This is a genomic window from Nocardia sp. NPDC003999, assembly GCF_053604885.1.
The window spans coordinates 124569-144964 of sequence record NZ_JBSGIB010000019.1 but is presented as its reverse complement, the minus strand read 5'-3'; the positions used below and the strand labels follow the sequence as shown (position 1 = coordinate 144964).

Sequence of the window (20396 nt, the reverse complement as noted above, 5' to 3'; positions counted from 1 at the left end):
GGATCCCATCCACCAGACAGCGCCTCGAGTTCTCGCCCATGCATCGCTCGCGACGGCCCGGTAGCGGTCGGCGCCTGCTCGCGCGGCCGTCCGACGTTCCGGCCGATTCGCGCCGCGCGGCACGGAGACGGACCACTCGCGGCGACGTGCCACCCGATCGGACATTGAGCCGGAGGAACCCATCGACATGCCGATCCCCTTCTCGACCGGGTTCGATTTGATCACCGCACTCGACGTGCGCAATGTCGAAGCGCATCTCGCCGAGGCCGTCGCGGGCTGTACCGCGTGCGCCACGACCGCCAGACCTGGGCCCGGCTGCCCCGCGGGTCTCGCCGCACAGCTCCACAACGCCGCGACGGCTCCGCTGACGGCGATCGAGATCATCGACGGACTCCTCGCGCTGCGCCGGACGCCACAACCGGACGGGGCGTAGCACGCGCGCACGTGCGCCGTCATACCGGAATAAGGTAGTTCAGAGGACGTCCGCGGATCCGCTCCGCGTGGGCCGGGACATGGAAACCGGACCGCACGCTCCCCAGGCCGCACGTGCCGTGAGCACTGAGGAGTTCAGTCCACCGGGACATCTCCCCCGCTGCTCGTACTCGCACCCGGCGAACCGGCGGCCGGGGATCAACTCGATGTCGTCGTCTGAGTTCGGGGAAAGCGGTGGCCCATGACATCCGCCCACCATGCGCTCAAACGCGACTCGGGCCAGATGATCCGGTCTCGGTCTTCATCGTCGGTGCCGGGCACGTTCGCGTCCTCGATCACGATGCAATTCCTTTGCGCCATTCAACCTTAGGGGCCCCTCGTTCTCGTGCGGCGCAAACGATTTGATGACATTTGTCGAACCGGCCGGTGGTCGAGCAGCGGGGATCCCCCGATCGCGTACCGGCGCGACCGCGCTGTCGAGCCGATACGTGCACCGGGTACCACCCGCGACCACAAACAAACCGTTCTTTCGGTGCCAGTTGCCGGAACCGCCGTGCGTGCCGAGGCGCAGCCGCCGCCTGACTTCGGTCACCTCACCAGGTGAGGACCGGTTTGACGACCGTGCCCGCGCGCTGGTCGGCGAGCGCGACGTTGATGTCGGCGTGCGGGTAGGTCGTGACGAGACGGTCGATGGGGAACCGTCCCGCGGCGTGCAGGTCCAGCAGCTGCGGGATGAAGGTCGCGGGCACCGCGTCGCCTTCGAGGCAACCGCGGATCACCTTGCCGCCCAACACGATATCGCGCAGATCGATCGCCGGGACCCCGGCGCCCAATCCGACCGCGACCACCGTGCCGCCGATCGCCGCCGCGCCTGCCGCCGTGGCGAGCACGTCCGCCGATCCCGTGGTGTCGAGCGCGTGGGTCGCCCCGCCGTCGGTCAGCTTCCGGATCGTGGGCACGATGTCGTCGGCCGCCGGATCCAGGGCCGCGGTCGCGCCGAGTTCCCGCGCCAGCGCCCGCCGGACGGGTGACGGCTCCACCACAACCAGTTCGGCGACCTCGCACGCAACCGCCGCCAGCACACCCGCCATACCGACCGCGCCTGCGCCGTAGACCGCGACGCGGGCATCGTGATCCGGCCGCAGCACATTGAGCACCGCTCCGGCGCCGGTGAGGAACCCGCAGCCCAGTGGGGCGAGCACAGCCGGATCGACCTCGGTATCGACGACCACCGTGTTGTCGGCGGTGGTCAAGGCGTACGCGGCGAAGCTGGACTGGCCGAAGAACCCGTCCCGCACCGCGGTTCCGGCGACGGTGACCCGGCGCGACCGGTCCGCCCGCGCGCCGAACTGGTTGAGTTCCACCGCTCGCACGCAGTACGCCGGGCGTCCCGCTCGGCAACTGCGGCACGACCGGCAGTGCCGGAAGGTCAATACGACACGGTCACCGGGATGGACACCGGTCACCGCCGCGCCGACGGCCGCCACCACTCCGGCGCCCTCGTGGCCGAGCAGCACGGGACGGTCGGCGGCCCCAGCCGCCCGGGTGACCAGGTCGGTGTGGCAGATGCCGGTGGCCTGGACCCGGACCAGGATCTCGTCCTCGCGGGGGGCGTCGATCTCGACGGATTCGACGGTGAACGGCGCGGCGGGGTCGCGCGACAGCACCGCGGTGGTGGTCACCATCGGTCAGATCCGCTCGAGCAGGAAGTAGAAGTACTCGCCGTCGGCGAGCACCAGCTCCGGCCTGCCGTTCATGATGCCCATCAGCGTGTTCTCGTCGAGCCATTTGAAGTGGTCGAAGACCGGGCGCTTGTCGTAGACCATGGTGGCGGTGACCTCGCCGCGGAACTCGATGTTCCACAATGTCGCTTCCCCACCGCCGCCGAGTTCGACATCGGAGAACAGCGATCCGTCCTCGGCGCGGCAGATCAACGGTTCGGCGTCCAGCACACTGTGGAACGTCTTGCCGTACCAGCGGCTCACCGACAACGCTTTGCGCAGCGGATGCCCGGTCGGGAACGCCGCTCCCTTCCACTCGCCGAGGATGTCCTCGGCGCGCGCGGTGGGCAGGCCGGCCCACAGCGCGTCCAGCTCCGCCGCGGTCACTCCGGTCTCCCGCGCGACGAGTTCTCGCCAGCCAGTCCCCACAGAGCCCATAACCATCCTCGTTCCCGCCGCCGTTTCCAGAACCTTTTGGTTCGGCAACTGTATAGCCGAACCAAAAGGTTCGGCAAGATAGGATGCGGCAATGCGCGCAGCAGGTCAGGCCACCCGCGAACGAATCCTCGTCGCGGCCAAAGCGGAGTTCGCCCGGTACGGCATCGCGGGAGCGCGCATCAACCGCATCGCCGACGCGGCCAAAGCGAGCAAGGACCGGCTCTACGCGTACTTCGCGAGCAAAGACGAGCTCTACGCCGCGGTCACCGAGGAATGGGTCGCCCAGACCACCGACGAGACCGCCCTCGACGCCGCGGATCTGCCCGGTTACGTCGGCCGGCTCTTCGACCACTACGTCGCGCACCCGGACAACGCCCGGCTGCAGGCATGGGCGGAGATCGAGCAGACCCACATTCCCGCCGCCGAAGACGCCATCCGCCGGACCATCGCGGGAAAACTCGCCGAGATCCGCCGCGGCCAAGAGCAGGGATTGATCACCGGGGCGTTCGCGCCCATCACCTTGATCGTCATGCTGACCGACCTCGCCCGCACCGCGGCCATGCACGCCACCCGCACCACACAGCACAACATCACCGAACGCCGCGCCGCCACCGTTCTGGCCGCACGACGGCTGGTCAGCCCGGAGGCACCCGGAGCCGACGGCGGTCGCTAGATCTCGGGGCTTGCCGATCCGGCCCACGAGGTGATGGGCTGATGGGAGCGTCGCAGCACTCACGCCTCGATACCGCGCACAGTGTTCTCCCGAAGAAAGGCGGTGCACCAGGTACTCGCCGGTGGACGACCGCCGGACGGTAAGCCCCGAGACGACGACGGAGAAACGCATGGACGAGATCGAAGGCACACCGCGGCTCACAGCGTTCCCACGCATCGACGACTACGGGTTCATCTCCGATTGCGAGGTCACCGCCTTGATCGCGCCCAGCGGTGCCATCGAGTGGATGTGCCTGCCGCGCATGGACTCTCCCAGCGTCTTCGCCGCCATACTCGATCGCTCCGCCGGCTCGTTCCGATTCGCTCCCGCCGACTTCGTGGTGCCCACCGATCGTCGCTACATCCCGGGCACGATGGTCATGGAGACGAGCTGGCGCAGCGGCGAGGGCTGGGCGACGGTGCGCGATGTGCTGCTGGTCGGGCCGTGGCGGCACCAGAAACCCGGCCGCAGCGCGCACCGGCGCACGCCAACGGACTACGACGCCGAGCACATCCTGCTGCGCACGGTGCACTGCGAGACCGGGCAGATCCAGTTCGGGCTCGACTGCCAACCGGCCTTCGACTACGGCAGGCATCGCGCGCGGTGGGAGTACCTCGGCAGTTATCACCTCGCACAGGCCGGCGCCGACGGGACCGATCTGCAACTGACCTTGAGCACCGACATGCGCTTGGGTCTGGAGGGCACGCACGCGGTCGCCCGCACCCTGTTGAAGAAGGGGGACACCCGGTTCTGCGCGCTCGCCTGGGGCAGTCGTGACGCTCCCGGCGACGTCGCGGAGGCCGAAGAGCGGCTGCTGCGCACGATCCACCACTGGCGGCACTGGCTGGCGGGCGGGCGATTTCCGGACCATCCCTGGACCGCCGAACTCACTCGCAGTGCGCTCACGCTCAAGGGATTGACCTTCGCTCCCACCGGGGCCGTCGCTGCCGCCGCCACCACGTCACTACCCGAAACACCTGGTGGTGAGCGTAATTGGGACTACCGCTATTCCTGGATCCGCGACTCCGCCTTCGCCTTGTGGGGCCTGTACACGCTGGGTTTCACCTGGGAGGCGAACGACTTCTTCTCCTACATTCTCGACCTGACCGAAGAAGCCCGCGACATGCAGATCGTCTACGGCATCGGCGGCGAGACCGATCTCGCCGAACAGACCCTCCCCCACCTGCGCGGCTACGACAACGCGGGCCCGGTGCGCATCGGCAACGAGGCCTACCGGCAACGTCAGCACGATGTGTGGGGCGCCGCGCTGGACGCGGTCTATCTCTACGGCCGTCATCAAGATCAGATCGATGCGCGGGCCTGGCCGCTGCTCGGCCGTGCGGTCAAGAGTGCCCTCACCTACTGGCGCGAGCCCGACCACGGCATCTGGGAAGTCCGCGGACAGCCCAGGCACTTCACCTCGAGTAAGGTCATGTGCTGGGTCGCCGCCGACCGCGGCGCCCGGCTGGCCCGCATCCACCAGGACTTCGCCCGCGCGCACCGGTGGCAACAGGCCGCCGACGAGATCCACGCCGACATCTGCGCACACGCGGTCGACTCCCGGCGGGTGTTCACCCAGTACTACGGCAGCACCTCGCTGGACGCTTCGACCCTGCTCATCCCACTGGTACGTTTCCTGCCACCCGAGGACGAGCGGGTGCGCAACACGGTGCTGGCCATCGCCGAGGACCTGACCGAAGACGGTCTCGTCCTGCGGTACCGCGTCGACGAGACCGACGACGGATGCGCCGGAGAGGAAGGCGCTTTCACGATCTGCTCGTTCTGGCTGGTATCGGCGCTGTCGGAGATCGGCGAGAAGAAGAAGGCCAAGCAGCTGTGCGAGAAACTGCTCGGCTACGCCAGCCCCCTCGGCCTCTACGCCGAGGAGATCGATCCCCGAACCGGCCGTCATTGGGGCAACTATCCGCAGGCGTTCACCCACCTCGCCCTGATCAATGCCGTCATGCACGTCATCCAGGACGAGCAAGCGCTCCTGCGGCAGGCGCTCGGCGGTGAATCGATCGCACCGCGTCTGGACGACGCATCGCTCACCCGGGGATACATCCACCGCTGACGAGAAACCCGATCGGCGAAACCCGCTGTACCTCAATGGCGGGCGGCCTTCGCGCCGCCACGTCAGCGGAGTCAGTACTATCGCGTTCGACTGTTAACAGGACTAAGGATTCCATTGAAGGGCTCGACGATGGCGATGCTCGGCATCGCCGCGACCGCGGCATTCGGCATGACCGCCGCCCCCGCGACCGCTGACCCAGTGGCAGACAAATCTCGTGTCGTCGGCACCGAGGACGGCTGGGAATTGCGGATCAGCAAGACCGCCGAAGACGTGCAGCGCGTACCCAATCTCGCCGCGACACCGTTCACCAGGGAAGGATTCGTCACTTTGTCGGCCGCGGCCGACATCGGCGGCGAGGGCCGGGAGGCGGTGAACTCCGGAACGCTGCAATTGGGATACCAGATCGGCTGCCAGATAGACGTCTCCAACGGCCTGACCGTGGGCATCTCCGCGGCTATCGGCCCGAACGCCACGGTGACCGTCGCCCCCTCGCCCGGCCTCGGGGTCGGCGGCAGCGCGCTGGCCCTGCCGAGCATGTCGACGACCATCAAGCCGGGCACCATCAACAGCATCACGCTGGGAACGAAACCGCTTGCCGGACCGCACGGCTCGATCTCCGTCGATCAGATCCAGATCAAGATCGACGCGTGCGCGGGCGCGGTGAGCCTGCGCTCGTTCGCGATCGTGTCGATATCCACGGCGACGGCGGACAATTCGGTCGCGGTCTACGGTGACCCGATATGGCTGTGACGCACGCGCGAGCGCCGCGACGCTGGATGGCGCCGATCGGCGTGTCGGTTTCGCTGATCATCGCCGCGGCAACCGCCTCCGCCGAGCCGATCGTGCCGGTCGGCCCGGGACCGAGCTGCGGCGAATCACCCTCCTCCGCCACCGCTTGCGGCGACGACAAGCCCGTACCCGGGACACGCGGCGGGCCGGCCGCGCCGCCACCGGCACTGCCATTGCAAGTGCTGGCGCCCCCGCCCGCCAAGTCGGCGCCCAATACCAATACGCCCGCCGGTGCGCTGGTTCCGCCCGCGCCGGGACCGGGCTCGGGCACCCCGATCGTGCCGGTCGAATAACCAATGGGCCGGTCGCGTTGCTCCGCCGGGCACAGCGACCGGCCCGTCGATCGACCGCGAGCAGGGATCGCCGCGGGACATGCGCGCACAGATCTGCTCCGACCACTCGCTCGCCCGCACAGCGATGTGATTCCGCCGCTTCCCCGGTCGACACCAGGATCGCTCCGGGACTGTGATCCGCCGAAAATCAGTATCGCGCAGGGCATATCGGCCGCGCTGGAATCTGGATGAATTTATTGCTCACCGCAGCGAATCGTCGCAGCTCAGGAGCGGTCGTCCAGGCTGAACGACGCGGGCTGTGAACGGCCTACGGCCTTGTTCGAGGTCGATAATTCCGATGTCCGAAGGCTGGTCGACCCGCCAGCCGGGTGATTCGCCGTTGATCACGCCCGCCGAACAGGAATAACCGCCGATGAGTTTCCTTTGGTATATCCCGAATCAGGTCACGCCGGGACACCGCGGCGACACCATCGTGGCCGACCACAACAGCCTCGACACCCTGACCGCTCAGGCGAAGGCGCTCGAGGAGCACGGGTGGCAGGGCGCGTTGCTCGGCACCGGGTGGGGTCGCCCGGACACCCTCACCGTCGCAACGGCTCTCGCCGCCAGGACCACGAGTTTCGAGCCGCTGATCGCGATCAGACCGGGCTACTGGCGTCCGGCGAACTTCGCATCGGCCGCGGCGACCCTCGACCACCTCTCCGGCGGCCGGGTGCGGGTGAACATCGTGTCGGGCAAGGACGATCTCGCGGCCTACGGCGAGACCGAGGGCGATCAGGCCGAGCGTTACGCCCGCACGAAAGAGTTCCTCCAACTCGTCCGTCGGCTGTGGACGGAGGAGAACGTCACCTACCGGGGTGAGTACTACCAGGTCAGCAATTCCACCGCGCTGCCGAGGATTGTCCCGCGCGGCGAGCGCCGCCACCCGAAGCTCTACTTCGGCGGTGCGTCGGAGGCCGCGGAGCGGGTAGCGGCGACCGAGGCCGACGTCCAGCTCTTCTGGGGCGAGCCCCTGTCGGGAGTCAGGGAACGGATCGAACGCCTGCGGTCGCTGAGCGAGGAACTCGGTCGCCAGCATGCGCCACTGGAGTTCGGCCTGCGGGTCACCACTTTCGTCCGCGACACCACCGAGCAGGCCTGGGCCGAGGCGGAGGCGAAGGTCGCGGAGATGGCCGACAACCACCACGCCCCCGTGCCGAACCCACATCGCCGGACGGCCGTGGGACAGCAGCGACTGCTGGATCTGGCCGCGAAGGGCGAGGTGCTCGACGACAACCTCTACACCACGCCCGGGAAGTTCGGCGCGGGTGGCGCCGGGACCACCTGGCTGGTCGGCTCCCCCGAAGACGTCGCCAAGTCGCTGCGCAAGTACCAAGATCTCGGCATCACGCACTTCGTGCTCTCCGACACCCCGTATCTGCGCGAGATCGAGCGCCAAGGCAACCAGCTGCTTCCGTTGCTGCGAGATTGACGGGACCGAGACGGGGCAGCGCCCGCGCTGCCCCTCCCGACCGCTTGCGCGAAGTCAGAGTTTCAGGCCGGTCCCGTGCACGCCGTGCTCGTCGATGAGTGCGAGTTCGTCGTCGGTGAACGCGGGGAAGTTCAACGCCGCGATGTTGTGGTCGAGCTGCGCGGTGGAACTCGCGCCGATCAGCGCGGAGGTCACTTCGGGGCGCCGCAGCACCCACTGCAGCGCCAGCTGCGCGAGCGACTGACCCCGCGCCTGGGCGATCTTGTCGAGCGCGGCGGTGCGCTGCCGGTAGGCCTCGTCGATGACGTCCGGCGACAGGAAGCTGCTGTTGCGCGCCCGCGCCCCGTCGGGAATCGTCTCCAGGTACTTGTCGGTCAACAGGCCCTGGGCCAGCGGCGAGTAGACGATCGTGCCGAAGCCGTCCTGGCGGGCGGTGTCCAGCAGGCCGTTTCGTTCGGGGCGGCGGTCGTAGATCGAGTAGCGCGCCTGGTGGATCAGCAGCGGGACGCCCGCCTTCCGGAGCAGCTCGGCGGCCTCGTGGGTGCGGTCGGGCGCGTAGTTGGACAGGCCGATGTACAGCGCCTTGCCTTGTTGCACCGCGCCGACCAGCGCGCCGACCGTCTCCTCCAGCGGCGTGCTCGGATCCGGGCTGTGATGGTAGAAGATGTCGACGTACTCGGTGCCCAGGTCGCGCAGGCTGTGTTCGAGCGAGGTGAGGATCGACTTGCGCGAACCGCCCCTGAGGTAAGGGCTGGGCCCGATCGGGTTGCCCGCCTTGGTCGAGAGGATCAGCTCGTCGCGATAGGGAGCGAGGTCCTTGGCCAGCACCGCCCCGAAGTTCTTCTGGGCGGCGCGATGCGGGGGACCGTAGCGGTCGGCGTTGTCGAAATGCGTGATGCCGAGATCGAAAGCGTGCAGGATGATCTCGCGTTGCGTCGCGAACGGGTAATCGGTGCCGAACTTCTGCCACAAGCCGAAGGAGAAGGCGGGAAGGTCGAGGCCGGAGTTGCCGGTCCGGCGGTACGGGACCTTCTCGTACCGGTCGTCGGCGGCGGCGTAGGTCAGATCGAAGGGGCCATAACTCATCGGTGTGTATCTCTTCCTTTCGATGCGCGATCACGGAGAGTGGACCACTTCCGTCCCCGCCGTTGCGACCGGTCGGCTCACGCTGATCGAAACCCATGGTCGCCGGGCACGGCCACCCGGGGTATTTCCCATCGATCGAGCTGATCCGAATCGTTGACACCCCGTGCGCGATGACGGTCGTGCCCGTGCCCGTAGCGCCACTCACCGCCGTGGCCACGTGTTATCCGAAGCCACTGATTCCCGCGCGGCGACCGGCCATTGATCCGGCCGAGGCCGGTGATTCCCGCCATGGTCATCGTCGGGCGGGTACGCGCCGGTTCGCGCGTTGCACGGCACGACATTCGCGCATGGAGAGAAACGGGAGACGATGGCACCGAACCCACTGCACCTCGGCGTCGCGCTCGACGGGGCGGGCTGGCATCCGGCCGCATGGCGGGAGCCGAACTCCCGGCCCGCCGAGTTGTTCAGCCCCGGTTACTGGACCGAGTTGGTCGCGACGGCGGAACGGGCACTGCTCGATTTCGTGAGCATCGAGGACAGCCTGCGAATCCCCGGTGAGCGGCACGCACCGTCGGACGACGCCGTCGATCAGGTGCGAGCCAGGCTCGACGCCCATCTGATCGCCGCGCGGGTCGCCCCGGTCACCCGGCACATCGGGCTCATCCCGACCGTGACGACCACGCACACCGAACCCTTCCACGTCTCCAAGTCGATCGCCACGCTCGATTACACGTCGCGTGGCCGGGCGGGCTGGCAGGCGCGCGTGTCCGGGACGGCCGAGGAGGCGGCCCACTTCGGACGTCGCTCGGTGCGCGACCTCAGCACCGCCGAAATCGCGGAAGCGATCGCTTCCGGGAGCTTTCCCGGCCACGTCCATGATCTGTTCGACGAAGCCGCCGACGCCGTCGAAGTGGTACGGCGATTGTGGGACAGCTGGGAAGACGACGCGGAGATCCGCGATGTGGCCACCCGCCGGTTCATCGATCGCGACAAGCTGCACTACATCGACTTCGAGGGCCGCTTCTTCAGCGTCCGAGGGCCATCGATCACGCCGCGTCCGCCCCAAGGGCAGCCGGTGGTGGCGGCTCTGGCGCACGGCCCGCTGATCTACGAATTCGCCGCCCGCGGTGCGGATCTGGTCTTCGTCACGCCCACGCGCGACGAAGGCCCCGGCCCGATCCTGGAGCAAGTCGCGTCCGCCGCGGCCCGAGTGGGACGCGCCGGTGAGCCGCTGCGGGTCTATGCCGACATCACCGTCTTCCTCGATACCGACGAGGAGCCGGGTCCGCAGCGGCTGTCCCGGTTGAGCGAGCTCGCGCGTGCCGAATTCGATTCCGACGCCCCTGTCTTCGCGGGAAGTGCGGACGAACTCGCCGATCTGCTCACCGACTGGAGCGAGCGGGGGATCGACGGGTTCCGTTTGCGGCCCGGCGTGGCGGTCGACGATCTGGCAGCGGTGGCCGACCGGCTCGTGCCCGCGCTGCAACGGCGCGGTGTGTTCCGCACCGGCTACCCGGACGGCTCGCTGCGCGCGCTGCTCGGCCTGCCCACCGACGTCCCCAATCGTTACGCGACTGCCTGAGCGAGGTCACCATGAGCACCCCCCGTAAGCAGATCATCCTGGGCGCCTACCTCGGCGGCGTCAACCATCACACCGCCTGGTGGCATCCGGAGGCGGGCAGCCAGATCGATTTCAGCAGTTTCGAACACACCGCGCGCACAGCCGAACGCGGCAAGTTCGATTTCTTCTTCCTCGCCGAAGGGCTCATCCTGCGCGAACGCGCGGGCAAGATCTTCGATCAGGACATCATCGGCCGTCCCGACACATTCACCGTGCTCGCCTCGATCGCCGCGGTCACCGAGCATCTCGGGCTCGCGGGCACCATCAACGCCACCTTCAACGAGCCCTACGAACTGGCCCGGCAGTTCGCCAGCCTGGACCATCTCTCCGGCGGCCGCGCCGCCTGGAACGTCGTGACCTCGTTCGACGCATTCACCGGCCAGAACTTCCGGCGCGGCGGATTCCTCGATCCCGCCGACCGCTACGCCCGCGCCGAGGAGACGCTGAATGCCGTTCGCGCCCTGTGGGATTCGTGGGACGCGAACGACATCGTCGCCGACAAGGACGCCGGACGGTTTCTGGCTCGGCCGGATGCCGGGGCATTCGCTTTCCGCGGCAGCCAGTTCGACATCTCCGGTCGTTTCACCGTGCCGCGCAGCCCGCAGGGCAGGCCGGTGATCCTGCAAGCCGGTGTGTCGCCGCAAGGACGAGCCTTCGCCGCCGCCAATGCCGACGCCATCTTTTCCCCGTACGGCAAATTGCCCGAGGCGGCGGACTTCTACCGCGATATCAAGTCGCGCGCGGTAGCGGCGGGGCGGGCGGCCGACGACATCAAGATTCTGCCGTCGGCGAGTTTCGTTCTCGGGGACACCGAGGCCGAGGCGATCGAGAAATACTATGCCGTCCGCAACGAGCAGGTCACCGGACAGACCGCGTTGATTCTGCTGGAGCAGATCTGGAACCGCGACCTGTCCGGCTACGATCCGGAAGGGCCGGTGCCCGACATCGATCCGGACCCCGACGCTCCGCCGATCATCCAGGGCCGCGCCTTCGTGCATCAAGACCGCTTCGCCACCGCCGAACGTCTGCGCCAGGTCGCCGAGACGAAGAAGCTCTCGCTGCGCGAGGTGGTGATCGACCAATTCGAGCGCGGTCCCTTGGTCGGAACCCCCGCACAGGTCGCGGAGAAGATCGACACTTTCGTTCAGAACGACGGGTCCGACGGTTTCATTCTCGGTTCGCACCTCGTGCCATGGGGCCTGGACGAATTCGTCGACCGAGTGGTGCCGCTGTTGCAGGACCGTGGTGCACTGCGCACCGAATACACCGGGACCACCCTGCGTGACAATCTCGCCCTCCCGAACGTGCGCTCGGCGAAGACGGTTTCGGCCGACGCCTGAGTTCGCGGCGGCGGCCCGTGGTATCGACCGCGAGCGCCGCCGCCCACGCCTGCCACGTCCGGCATCGAACGCCGCCGATGCCGGACGTGGCGGCGCGGGAGCGTGGACACTCGCCATCGGTGGGCTGGGCCGGAAGTGACCCGGGATCACGCCCCGTCGGGTCCGGGTTCGCCGAGAACCTCCAAGGCCTCCTCGAGAGTGGCGACGTAGGGAGCCTCGGGCGGTAGCCGGACCGTGGACCAGCCCGGCCCGGCGACCAGCAGCCGCGCCGCCGCCTCTCGCACTGCCCGAAGCGTTCCCGCGGTGGCGGTCGCGGGCAGCTGCGACCAGAGCACGAGTACGCAGGGCCGATCATGGCGCGCCAAGGCTTCGGCCAAAGCCGAGTCGGGCACCGCCGCGCCCAGCAACAACGCGACGACGCCCCGCTCGGCCAGCGCGGCACGCAATACTTCCAGGGGCAGCACGTGGTTCTCCCCCGCGGTGCAGGCCAAGAGCACCGGCGGTTGCGAACCGGGACGCCGGACCGGCGGGAACATGCGGTGCAATCCCGCGATCACCGCCCAGGACAACAGATGTTCCACTTCGATCAGCCCCCGACCGGCGTCCTGTGCCGCGACGATCGTCCCGAATGCCGGACGACACAACCTGTTCCACGTCGCGACCACACCGTCGCGCGCCAGCCGAGCCATGATCAGAGTCAGCGCGACATCGGGTTCCAGTTGTTCGGCGGCGACCAGGAGAGCGCTGCGACCCTCTGATAATCGCGGAGCTTCGGCGAGCGCCTGCTGTGCCGCACCGGCCGGTGTGGCGCCCGCTTCGATGAGCGCGATCATCCTCCGCAAGGTCGCGATGTCGGATTCGGAATAGCGGCGGTGCGCTCCCGGCCGATGCCTCGGCGGGCCGATCGCGTACCGCTGGTTCCAGCTGCGCAGGGTGGCGACCGGAACGCCCAGCCGCTTCGCCACCGCGCCCACCGCGTACCGGGCGGACCCCTGGTCAACCATCGCGGGACCGCATCCGCCGCATGTCTCCCGCTCCTTTCGGAAGATTCGAATGATGCATCGATTTTGCATCAAAAATGGCGTAGCGTGAAGCCTTGCAAGCCCGAGCACCAAAGGAGGACGTCATGGATCGACCCACTCTCACGCGATCGGTGGGGCTGACGACCGGCGTCGGCGCGGCGTGGCTGGGCATGCTGTTCGCCGCACCCGCCGCCACCGCCGCCCCCGCGGAGTGCCCCGCACCCGGCCTCGCCGCGACGCAGACCGCCGACAGCACCGCCTCCTGCTCCGCGAGCAGTGGCGCGGGCGGCGCCGCGGCGGCCTACGGCTTCGACGCGGACGCCACCGCGGACGCCGCACCGAACAGCATGTCCCTGGCCATCGCGCAGAACGGCGGGGTGGCGACCTCGAACTCGACATACCTGTCCGGCCCGGCCGCGATCGCCGTCGGACCCGGCGCGACGGTCACGACCACCGGCGCGCGCCCAGGGTTGTCGATCGGCATCGCCGGTCCCGGGGCGACGGTCACGGTTACCGGCACCTCGACGCCGACCTGCGCGGGCGGGTTCGGCTTCGCGGGCGACTTCCAGACATTGCAGGGCTGCTTTTCGCCTCGATAGTGCATCGTTATGCGTAGCATCTCAGGCATTCGGGTAGTTGCCCGAGGCGTGGAAGGGGATCGGGAATGAGCATCACGTGGTCCGAATCGACAGCGACCGAACCGGTCGGCGGCATCCCGGCACTGGGAGCCGCCCCCTTCTCGCAATGGCGGGAAGCGGTGCGATGGGCAGTACTCGGCGAGCTGGAAGATTTCCTCCTGCGGGCATGCCCCACGCCGCTTCATCGCCTCGGCGCACACGACGTTCTGCGGCAATACGCCACCGGCGGGAAGTGCTTGCGGTCGACGTTCATGTACCTCGGCTGGCTGTGCGGCGGACCGGAAGATCCGGCAGCGCTGCGTGCGGCCGCCGGTCTGGAACTGCTGCACGCGTTCGCGTTGCTCCAGGACGACGTCATGGACCGGTCCGCGACGCGACGCGGCGCCCCGTCCGCACATGTCCGGTTCGCCGGGGCGCACCGCGGCATGGGCGCGCCCGGCTCTTCCACCAGGTACGGCGAGTCCGCGGCGATCCTGCTCGGGGACATGTGCCTGGTCTGGGCCGAGCAGATGCTCCGCGAAAGCGGGCTCGCCGAGTCCGCGCTCGCGCACGCGTGGCCGCGCTACGACAACATGCGGGTGGAACTCGCGACAGGCCAGTTCGCGGATCTGCTCAACGACGCGCGCACCGAGCCCGCGCTGGCCTCGGTCCTGGCGATCGCGCGGGTCAAGTCCGGCAACTACACGGTGCGATGCCCGTTGGAGATGGGCGCCGCGATGGCGGGCTGCGATGCGGCCGTCCTGGACGCGCTCGGCCGGTACGGCGCCGCGGTCGGCGAGGCATTCCAGTTGCGTGACGACATTCTGGGCATCTTCGGGTCGCAGGCCGTGACCGGCAAACCCGCGGACGGCGATCTCGGGGAACGCACCGCGACCAGCGTCGTCGTCCTCGCACGCGAAATGGCGGCCCCCGCGGCCCGAACCGAATTGTCCCGGCTCCTCCATCGGCTCCACCTCGGTCCCGCGGAGGTCGACCGCGCCAGGATGCTGATCATCGAGTCCGGGGCGCCCGAGAGGATCGAGACGATGATCGCCGACTTGCTCGCCTGCGCCGAAAACGCTCTGCACACAGCGAATTTCAGCGCACCGATGCGCGCGGCACTGAAGCACATGGCCACCGCATGCACCGAACGCGTTGCCTGACCGGGAGGTTTTCCTCGATGCGCACCGTCAAAGGCCCGACCGACCGGGTGGTGGTCGTCGGAGCCGGGCTCGCGGGACTGTCCGCGGCCCTGCATTTGGCCGGCCGCTCCCGCGAAGTGATCGTCGTGGAACGCGAAGCCGTACCAGGCGGCCGCGCCGGGCAGGCCGATCCGGCAGGTTATCGCCTCGACACCGGCCCGACGGTTCTGACCATGCCCGATATCGTCGAAAGCGTCTTCGCGGCCGCCGGGGCGCGCAGCGCCGACTACTTGCAGTTGGCGCCCGTGGAACCGGCGTATCGGGCACATTTCGCCGGAGGCCGTTGGCTGGAGGTACACACCGACGCCGAGCGGATGGAAGCGGAGATCCGCCGGTTCGCCGGCGCCGACCAGGCCGACGGCTATCGCCGCCTGCGGCGTTGGCTGACCCGCTTGTACCGAGCCGAGATGGACCGGTTCATCGCAGCCAACTTCGACTCACCGCTGTCCATGGTGACCCCCGCTCTCGCCCGGCTGATCGCCTTGGGTGGTTTCGGCCGCTGGGATCGCGCCGTCGCGCGCTACATTCCCGACCCGGAATTGCGGCGTGTCTTCACCTTTCAATCGCTGTACGCGGGCGTCGCGCCCAGCCGGGCGCGGGCCGCCTACGCGGTCATCGCCTACATGGACACCGTCGGCGGTGTGTTCTTTCCGCGCGGTGGGATGCGTGCGCTCCCCGAGGCGCTGGCCGCCGCGGCGACCGAGGCCGGTGTCCGATTCCGTTATGGCACCACCGTGACCGCCCTGGAGCGCACGGGCTCGCGGATCACCGGGGTACGCACCGACGACGGCGACCGAATCTCGTGCGACGCAGTGGTATTGACGACCGAACTGCACGAGGCCTATCGCCTGATCGCGCGCACACCACGTCGACCGGTGCCGCTGACCTCCGCGCCCTCGGCGGTGATCGTCCATCTGGGGTGTGCGCCCACGGCCGGGATAGCGCACCACAATCTGCTGTTCGGCGCCGCCTGGGAGGAGTCGTTCCACGACATCATCGTCCGCGGGCAGGTGATGCACGATCCTTCGCTGCTGGTCACCCGTCCCTCGGCTACCGATCCGTCTACGGCTCCGCCCGGACGGGACCTGCTGTATGTGCTCGCCCCGGTGCCGAACCTGGAACGCGGCCGAATCGATTGGGAGCGGGCGGGAACCAGCTATGCCGAGCAATTACTCGAGGTCGCTCAGGATCGTCTCGGCTCGGTCTTCGGCGATGCCGAGATTCTGCGCGTGGACACACCCGCCGACTGGGCGCGCCGCGGCATGCTCGCCGGGAGCCCGTTCGCGCTGGCGCATACGTTCGCCCAAACCGGTCCGTTCCGACCGGCCAACATGATCCGCGGTGTCGACAATGCCGTATTGGCCGGTGGCTCTACCGTGCCGGGGGTGGGGATCCCGCCGGTGCTGATCTCCGGCCGGCTGGCCGCAGATCGCATCACCGGCCTCCAGCCCGTGCGGCCGCGCCGCATCGGCGCCGCTCTCGCCACCAGCCGCATCGATCGACAACTGTGATCGGAATCGAGATGACCCGCACCGACCTCGACACCACCCGGCTCAGCGACCAGCGACTGCACCGGTCCTACCGGTACTGCCGCCGGCTCAACGCAAGCCATGGAAAGACCTTCTTCCTCGCGACCCGTTTGCTCGCACCGGATCAGCGCCCCGCGGTCCACGCCCTGTACGGATTCGCCCGCCGAGCCGACGACATCCTCGACGAGTTCGACCCGCGTCTCGATATCGCCGAACGTGCCCGGCGGCTCGAGGAACTCGCGGGCCGCTTCCGCGCCCGCGCCGCCGACACCGACGCCGTTCTCCCGGCGGTTCTGGACACTGCTGATCGCTATCGCATTCCAGCGGAGCTATTCGACGCCTTCCTCGCATCGATGCGGATGGATCTCACCGTGACCGACTACCCCGATCGCGCCGCGCTCGACACCTACGTCTATGGGTCGGCCGAAGTGATCGGATTGCAGTTGTTGCCGATTCTGGGCGCCACTCGTGCCGATGAGGCCGCGCCGTATGCCGCCGCGCTCGGCAAGGCATTCCAGCTGACGAACTTCCTGCGGGATGTCGGCGAAGACCTGCTGCGTGACCGGGTGTATCTACCCGCCGACGAACTGGCCGCGTTCGACGTCGATCGCGATCTCTTGCGCTGGTGCGGTACTCAGCGGCGTACCGACGCCCGGGTACGCAGCGCCCTGGCGGCGCAAATCGCCCGCACTCGCGACATCTACCGCTTCGCCGCTGCCGGAATCGCCCTGCTGCACCGCCGTTCGCGCCCCTGCGTCGCGACGGCGACGACGCTGTACTCGGAGATCCTCGACCGCATCGAGGACAGCGACTTCGCCGTGTTCGATCACCGCGCCGCCGTGCCGAACCGGCGGCGAGCGCGAGTCGGCGCGACCGGCCTGGTCGAGGCGTGGTGGGCACGCCGAGCGGGCCGGTGATCGCTGCGGCGACAACGGTGCCGCGTCGCGCGATGGACTTCCATCACCCGGTGCGGACCTGCCTGTCCCGGAGACGGATTCGTTGTCCCGAGCGCGGCGGCTGGTCGTCAGTATCCTGATGTCGTGATTACGCTCAGAAAAGAAGACGGTGCCGCGGACCTCGCGGGTATCACGAAATTGAGTGTGGGAGTGAGCTGGGATCCGTCGTCCGGAACGAGCGGCGGCGCACTCGGCTGGGCACGCCGCAAACGCGGTGTCGACCTCGATCTGATCGCGGTCCTCATGCAGGGCAACGACCCGGTGCGCTTCGCGGGACTCGATTCGCTGGACCCGTTGGGCAACGGCTCGGTCGCGCACACCGGTGACGAGCAGACCGGCGCCGCTTCCGGTGACGACGAGACCATCCACGTCACCTTCGCCGACGTCCCCACCGCGATCGACGCCATCGTCTTCGTCGCGGCCGCCTTCAAGAAGGGCAGTTCTTTCGACAAGGCGAACAACATCTCCTTCAAGATCTACGACGCCACCGGCGGCAACAGCCAGCAAGTCGCCGACATCTGGCCCTCGCTGCTCGGCACCGACAACGCCAACGCGGTCGCTCGCGCCTTCCGCAACGGCGCTGTGTGGCAGCTGGAAGTCCTCAATCGCCAAGGCAAGATCAAGCAGGGCGACATGCAGGCGCTGTTGCGCTTCGCCATGCAATAGCACCTGCGGGTGCCACGCGTCGCGGTCCGCGTGGCCCACCCGCAAACCGATCGCAACAAGTGTCCACGTCTTCGAATCGCTGCGATAAGCGGATTCCGGCAATCAGTGGACAGCACCCAGTTACTCTGGGTCGATGCGATCTCGGTTCCGTCGGTACGTCCTGGCCGCGCTCGCCGCCGCGGCATCCACCCTGCTTCTCGCCACGCAATCCGCGGCCATCCCGCCGATACAGCCGGTCGCCGGCCTACCGGCGCTGGGCGGAGACTTCCTCTGGGGCGTATCGACCTCCGGCTTCCAGTCCGAAGGTCATGCGCCGGACAGCAATTGGACCCGATACGTCGGCGCGACCCCTGGCTATGACGCCCTCGGCGATTCCGTCGACTTCTACGGCCGCTATGCCTCCGACATCCAGCTCGCGGCGGACCTGGGCGTGCGGGTGTTCCGGATCGGGATCGAGTGGGCCCGAGTGCAACCCGCGCCGGGCGTGTGGGACGAGGGCGCGTTCCGCTTCTACGACGCGGTGATATCGAGTGTCGAGCGGGCCGGTATGCGACCGATGATCACGCTCGACCACTGGGTGTACCCCGGCTGGGCCGCCGACCGAGGGGGCTGGCGCAATCCCCGCATGGTCGACGATTGGCTGGCCAACATGCGCAACGTCGTGGACCGCTACGCGGCACGCAACCCGTTGTGGGTCACCGTGAACGAGCCCGTCGCCTACATCATGCACGAGGTCCGCCACGGCGCCGCGGATGCCGGCGAAATGCTCGAGCGGGTCGCGCAGGCACACAATGCCAGCTACGACTACATCCACCAGAAGCAGCCGGGCGCACAGGTGACCAGCAACATGGGTTACGTCGCCGGTTCGGAGGCGCAGGTGAACGGCCCGCTGATGGACCGCATCGCCGATCGGCTCGACTACGTGGGTGTCGACTACTACTTCGCCTTCGACCCGGCGCAGTCGCTGATCGAGTCCATCCTGCGGGCCAGCGGTTCGGCGATGCCCACGCTGCCCGGACCGCACATCTGGGAGCTGCCGTTGCGCACCGAAGGCATCTACTATGCGCTGCAATACTATTCGCGCCGGCTGCCCGGTAAACCGCTCTACGTCGTCGAGAACGGGATGCCGACCGAAGACGGCCGTCCACGCGCCGATGGCTATGTTCGCGGCGATCACCTTCGCGACACCGTCTATTGGATCCAGCGCGCCAAGGCCGACGGCATGAACATCATGGGCTACAACTATTGGAGCCTCACCGACAACTACGAATGGGGAAGCTACACGCCCCGTTTCGGCCTCTACACCGTGGACGTGCGTACCGACCCCTCCCTCACCCGCCGCCCCACCGACGCCGTCGGCGCCTACACGCAGGTCATCGACGCGGGCGGAGTGCCCGACGGCTACCGTCCTACCCGCGGTCCGGCCCTCTGCTTGTTCGTCGATCCCCCGGCCAGCTGCATGACTCCGGTAGCGGAGCGATAGACGGACGCCCGCACCCTGGTCGACAGTCTGCTCGAACTCAGCGCATTGCCCCGCGACGACGCGAAGTAACCGGATCCGTGGTCACGGCGTGCGCCATTTCTCGTCGGTCAACAAGGTGCTGGCCTGCGGGCCCATCAGAAGCATGCCGCCGTCTACCACGTAGGACGCGCCGGTGACATAGCTCGCCTCCGGTGCGGCGAGAAACGCCACGACGGCAGCGACCTCCTTCGCGTGCCCCGTTCGGCCCAGCGGCACGCCGGGACGCGACTGCGCTCGGGGATCGACGTCTTCCTGGCCGGTCATCGGTGTCGAAATCTCCCCCGGCGCGACCGAATTGACGGTGATGTCGTATTCGGCGAGTTCCAGCGCCAACACTTTCGTCAGTGCGCCGAGCCCCGCTTTGGCCGCGCAGTACGGTGCGGCGCCCACCCGGGGAACGTGTTCGTGCACGCTGGTGATGTTGATGATCCTGCCCCCGTTGCCCGCGGCGATCATATGTCCGGCCGCGCGCTGGGAACAGACGAACGCGCCGTCGAGGTCGACCGACAGCACGTGCCGCCAGGTGTCGAACTCCATGTCCATCGCCTTCCGCGCTGACCCGGTACCCGCGCAGTTCACCAGCACATCGAGGCCACCGAGTTCGTCGGCGAGTTCGTCGATCACCGACCCGGCGGACGACGGGGCCGCCAAGTCGAGACGGCGCACGACGGCGGTCCTGCCCTGTTCGCGCACCTGCGTCGCGGTGCCCTCCGCGCCGCGCTGGTCGCTGTGGAACGTCAGCCCGACATCGGTCCCGCCCGCCGCGAGCGCGACGGCGATCGAAGCACCGATTCCGGAGTCTCCCCCGGTCACCACGGCTCGCCGCGGCGTGCCTGCTCGTTCTTCCGGTAGTGGAGCTGTGGTAGCCATGTCCAGCGACTACCCGCGCGGGCACGGACCACACC

The 20396-nt window shown here is 68.4% G+C and carries 20 protein-coding genes; 14 read left to right on the top strand and 6 right to left on the bottom strand.

The window, feature by feature from the left end; translation table 11 throughout:
• The first annotated feature begins 187 nt into the window (after window positions 1-187).
• Window positions 188-433, top strand: coding sequence for a hypothetical protein (locus tag ACWESM_RS29005; protein ID WP_364438955.1), 246 nt, complete (start codon window positions 188-190; stop codon window positions 431-433).
• 197 nt (window positions 434-630) lie between these two features.
• On the opposite strand, the gene ACWESM_RS29000 is transcribed toward ACWESM_RS29005, so the two are convergent.
• The 3 genes from ACWESM_RS29000 to ACWESM_RS28990 form a co-directional block, all read right to left on the bottom strand.
• On the bottom strand, window positions 631-771 hold the full coding sequence (locus ACWESM_RS29000; RefSeq protein WP_355075525.1) for a hypothetical protein: 141 nt from the start codon (window positions 769-771) through the stop codon (window positions 631-633).
• Window positions 772-1025: 254 nt separating this feature from the next.
• Window positions 1026-2114 carry an NAD(P)-dependent alcohol dehydrogenase gene (locus ACWESM_RS28995; RefSeq protein WP_452494438.1) on the bottom strand — a complete coding sequence of 363 codons (1089 nt, stop codon included), beginning with the start codon at window positions 2112-2114 and terminating at the stop codon, window positions 1026-1028.
• Between the two features lie 6 nt (window positions 2115-2120).
• On the bottom strand, window positions 2121-2591 hold the full coding sequence (locus ACWESM_RS28990; RefSeq protein WP_452494426.1) for a DUF4334 domain-containing protein: 471 nt from the start codon (window positions 2589-2591) through the stop codon (window positions 2121-2123).
• Window positions 2592-2682: 91 nt separating this feature from the next.
• Here ACWESM_RS28990 and ACWESM_RS28985 point away from each other — a divergent pair, with 91 nt between their 5' ends.
• The 5 genes from ACWESM_RS28985 (at window position 2683) to ACWESM_RS28965 (ending at window position 7930) form a co-directional block, all read left to right on the top strand.
• Complete coding sequence (locus ACWESM_RS28985; RefSeq protein WP_452494424.1) at window positions 2683-3264, top strand: TetR family transcriptional regulator; 582 nt, start codon at window positions 2683-2685, stop codon at window positions 3262-3264.
• A 169-nt stretch (window positions 3265-3433) separates the two neighbouring features.
• Window positions 3434-5377: a glycoside hydrolase family 15 protein gene (locus ACWESM_RS28980; RefSeq protein WP_397277728.1), complete on the top strand. Its 1944-nt coding sequence runs from the start codon at window positions 3434-3436 to the stop codon at window positions 5375-5377.
• Between the two features lie 114 nt (window positions 5378-5491).
• On the top strand, window positions 5492-6127 hold the full coding sequence (locus ACWESM_RS28975) for an MspA family porin (RefSeq protein WP_364438970.1): 636 nt from the start codon (window positions 5492-5494) through the stop codon (window positions 6125-6127).
• Window positions 6118-6459 carry a hypothetical protein gene (locus ACWESM_RS28970; protein WP_452494422.1) on the top strand — a complete coding sequence of 114 codons (342 nt, stop codon included), beginning with the start codon at window positions 6118-6120 and terminating at the stop codon, window positions 6457-6459. The genes ACWESM_RS28975 and ACWESM_RS28970 overlap by 10 nt, the downstream gene beginning before the upstream one ends.
• Window positions 6460-6871: 412 nt before the next feature.
• Entirely contained in the window at window positions 6872-7930 is a 1059-nt protein-coding gene (locus ACWESM_RS28965; RefSeq protein ID WP_452494420.1) for an LLM class flavin-dependent oxidoreductase, read from the top strand.
• A gap of 54 nt (window positions 7931-7984) precedes the next feature.
• Here the strand turns inward: ACWESM_RS28965 and ACWESM_RS28960 are convergent, their stop codons facing one another.
• The gene (locus ACWESM_RS28960; protein WP_364438979.1) at window positions 7985-9016 is read right to left on the bottom strand and encodes an aldo/keto reductase; all 1032 of its coding nucleotides are present in this window, start codon (window positions 9014-9016) and stop codon (window positions 7985-7987) included.
• A 367-nt stretch (window positions 9017-9383) separates the two neighbouring features.
• On the opposite strand from ACWESM_RS28960, the gene ACWESM_RS28955 reads away from it, so the two are divergent.
• Window positions 9384-10598, top strand: coding sequence for an LLM class flavin-dependent oxidoreductase (locus tag ACWESM_RS28955; protein ID WP_397277718.1), 1215 nt, complete (start codon window positions 9384-9386; stop codon window positions 10596-10598).
• Between the two features lie 11 nt (window positions 10599-10609).
• The gene (locus ACWESM_RS28950; protein WP_452494417.1) at window positions 10610-11977 is read left to right on the top strand and encodes an NtaA/DmoA family FMN-dependent monooxygenase; all 1368 of its coding nucleotides are present in this window, start codon (window positions 10610-10612) and stop codon (window positions 11975-11977) included.
• Window positions 11978-12123: 146 nt separating this feature from the next.
• On the opposite strand, the gene ACWESM_RS28945 is transcribed toward ACWESM_RS28950, so the two are convergent.
• Complete coding sequence (locus ACWESM_RS28945; protein ID WP_364438988.1) at window positions 12124-12981, bottom strand: MerR family transcriptional regulator; 858 nt, start codon at window positions 12979-12981, stop codon at window positions 12124-12126.
• A gap of 122 nt (window positions 12982-13103) precedes the next feature.
• On the opposite strand from ACWESM_RS28945, the gene ACWESM_RS28940 reads away from it, so the two are divergent.
• The 6 genes from ACWESM_RS28940 (at window position 13104) to ACWESM_RS28915 (ending at window position 19452) form a co-directional block, all read left to right on the top strand.
• Window positions 13104-13598 carry a DUF6764 family protein gene (locus ACWESM_RS28940; protein ID WP_452494415.1) on the top strand — a complete coding sequence of 165 codons (495 nt, stop codon included), beginning with the start codon at window positions 13104-13106 and terminating at the stop codon, window positions 13596-13598.
• A gap of 65 nt (window positions 13599-13663) precedes the next feature.
• Window positions 13664-14779 (top strand): polyprenyl synthetase family protein, encoded by a 1116-nt coding sequence (locus ACWESM_RS28935; protein ID WP_452494413.1) that lies wholly within the window; start codon window positions 13664-13666, stop codon window positions 14777-14779.
• Window positions 14780-14796: 17 nt separating this feature from the next.
• A complete protein-coding gene (crtI, locus tag ACWESM_RS28930) occupies window positions 14797-16329 on the top strand; it encodes a phytoene desaturase family protein (protein ID WP_452494411.1) in 1533 nt (510 codons plus the stop codon).
• 11 nt (window positions 16330-16340) lie between these two features.
• The gene (locus ACWESM_RS28925; RefSeq protein ID WP_452494409.1) at window positions 16341-17264 is read left to right on the top strand and encodes a phytoene/squalene synthase family protein; all 924 of its coding nucleotides are present in this window, start codon (window positions 16341-16343) and stop codon (window positions 17262-17264) included.
• 123 nt (window positions 17265-17387) lie between these two features.
• On the top strand, window positions 17388-17969 hold the full coding sequence (locus tag ACWESM_RS28920; protein WP_355075501.1) for a TerD family protein: 582 nt from the start codon (window positions 17388-17390) through the stop codon (window positions 17967-17969).
• Between the two features lie 133 nt (window positions 17970-18102).
• Window positions 18103-19452 (top strand): family 1 glycosylhydrolase, encoded by a 1350-nt coding sequence (locus tag ACWESM_RS28915; RefSeq protein WP_452494407.1) that lies wholly within the window; start codon window positions 18103-18105, stop codon window positions 19450-19452.
• 81 nt (window positions 19453-19533) lie between these two features.
• Here the strand turns inward: ACWESM_RS28915 and ACWESM_RS28910 are convergent, their stop codons facing one another.
• Window positions 19534-20361: an SDR family oxidoreductase gene (locus tag ACWESM_RS28910; protein WP_452494405.1), complete on the bottom strand. Its 828-nt coding sequence runs from the start codon at window positions 20359-20361 to the stop codon at window positions 19534-19536.
• Between the last annotated feature and the right edge of the window lie 35 nt (window positions 20362-20396).

Excerpts from the sequence above, each read along its gene's own strand:
- ACWESM_RS29005 (WP_364438955.1), top strand. The coding sequence starts at position 188 with ATGCCGATCCCCTTCTCGACCGGGTTCGATTTGATCACCGCACTCGAC.
- ACWESM_RS28990 (WP_452494426.1), bottom strand. The coding sequence starts at position 2,591 with ATGGGCTCTGTGGGGACTGGCTGGCGAGAACTCGTCGCGCGGGAGACC.
- ACWESM_RS28985 (WP_452494424.1), top strand. The coding sequence starts at position 2,683 with ATGCGCGCAGCAGGTCAGGCCACCCGCGAACGAATCCTCGTCGCGGCC.
- ACWESM_RS28980 (WP_397277728.1), top strand. The coding sequence starts at position 3,434 with ATGGACGAGATCGAAGGCACACCGCGGCTCACAGCGTTCCCACGCATC.
- ACWESM_RS28970 (WP_452494422.1), top strand. The coding sequence starts at position 6,118 with ATGGCTGTGACGCACGCGCGAGCGCCGCGACGCTGGATGGCGCCGATC.
- ACWESM_RS28965 (WP_452494420.1), top strand. The coding sequence starts at position 6,872 with ATGAGTTTCCTTTGGTATATCCCGAATCAGGTCACGCCGGGACACCGC.
- ACWESM_RS28960 (WP_364438979.1), bottom strand. The coding sequence starts at position 9,016 with ATGAGTTATGGCCCCTTCGATCTGACCTACGCCGCCGCCGACGACCGG.
- ACWESM_RS28955 (WP_397277718.1), top strand. The coding sequence starts at position 9,384 with ATGGCACCGAACCCACTGCACCTCGGCGTCGCGCTCGACGGGGCGGGC.
- ACWESM_RS28950 (WP_452494417.1), top strand. The coding sequence starts at position 10,610 with ATGAGCACCCCCCGTAAGCAGATCATCCTGGGCGCCTACCTCGGCGGC.
- ACWESM_RS28945 (WP_364438988.1), bottom strand. The coding sequence starts at position 12,981 with ATGGTTGACCAGGGGTCCGCCCGGTACGCGGTGGGCGCGGTGGCGAAG.
- ACWESM_RS28940 (WP_452494415.1), top strand. The coding sequence starts at position 13,104 with ATGGATCGACCCACTCTCACGCGATCGGTGGGGCTGACGACCGGCGTC.
- ACWESM_RS28935 (WP_452494413.1), top strand. The coding sequence starts at position 13,664 with ATGAGCATCACGTGGTCCGAATCGACAGCGACCGAACCGGTCGGCGGC.
- crtI (WP_452494411.1), top strand. The coding sequence starts at position 14,797 with ATGCGCACCGTCAAAGGCCCGACCGACCGGGTGGTGGTCGTCGGAGCC.
- ACWESM_RS28925 (WP_452494409.1), top strand. The coding sequence starts at position 16,341 with ATGACCCGCACCGACCTCGACACCACCCGGCTCAGCGACCAGCGACTG.
- ACWESM_RS28915 (WP_452494407.1), top strand. The coding sequence starts at position 18,103 with ATGCGATCTCGGTTCCGTCGGTACGTCCTGGCCGCGCTCGCCGCCGCG.
- ACWESM_RS28910 (WP_452494405.1), bottom strand. The coding sequence starts at position 20,361 with ATGGCTACCACAGCTCCACTACCGGAAGAACGAGCAGGCACGCCGCGG.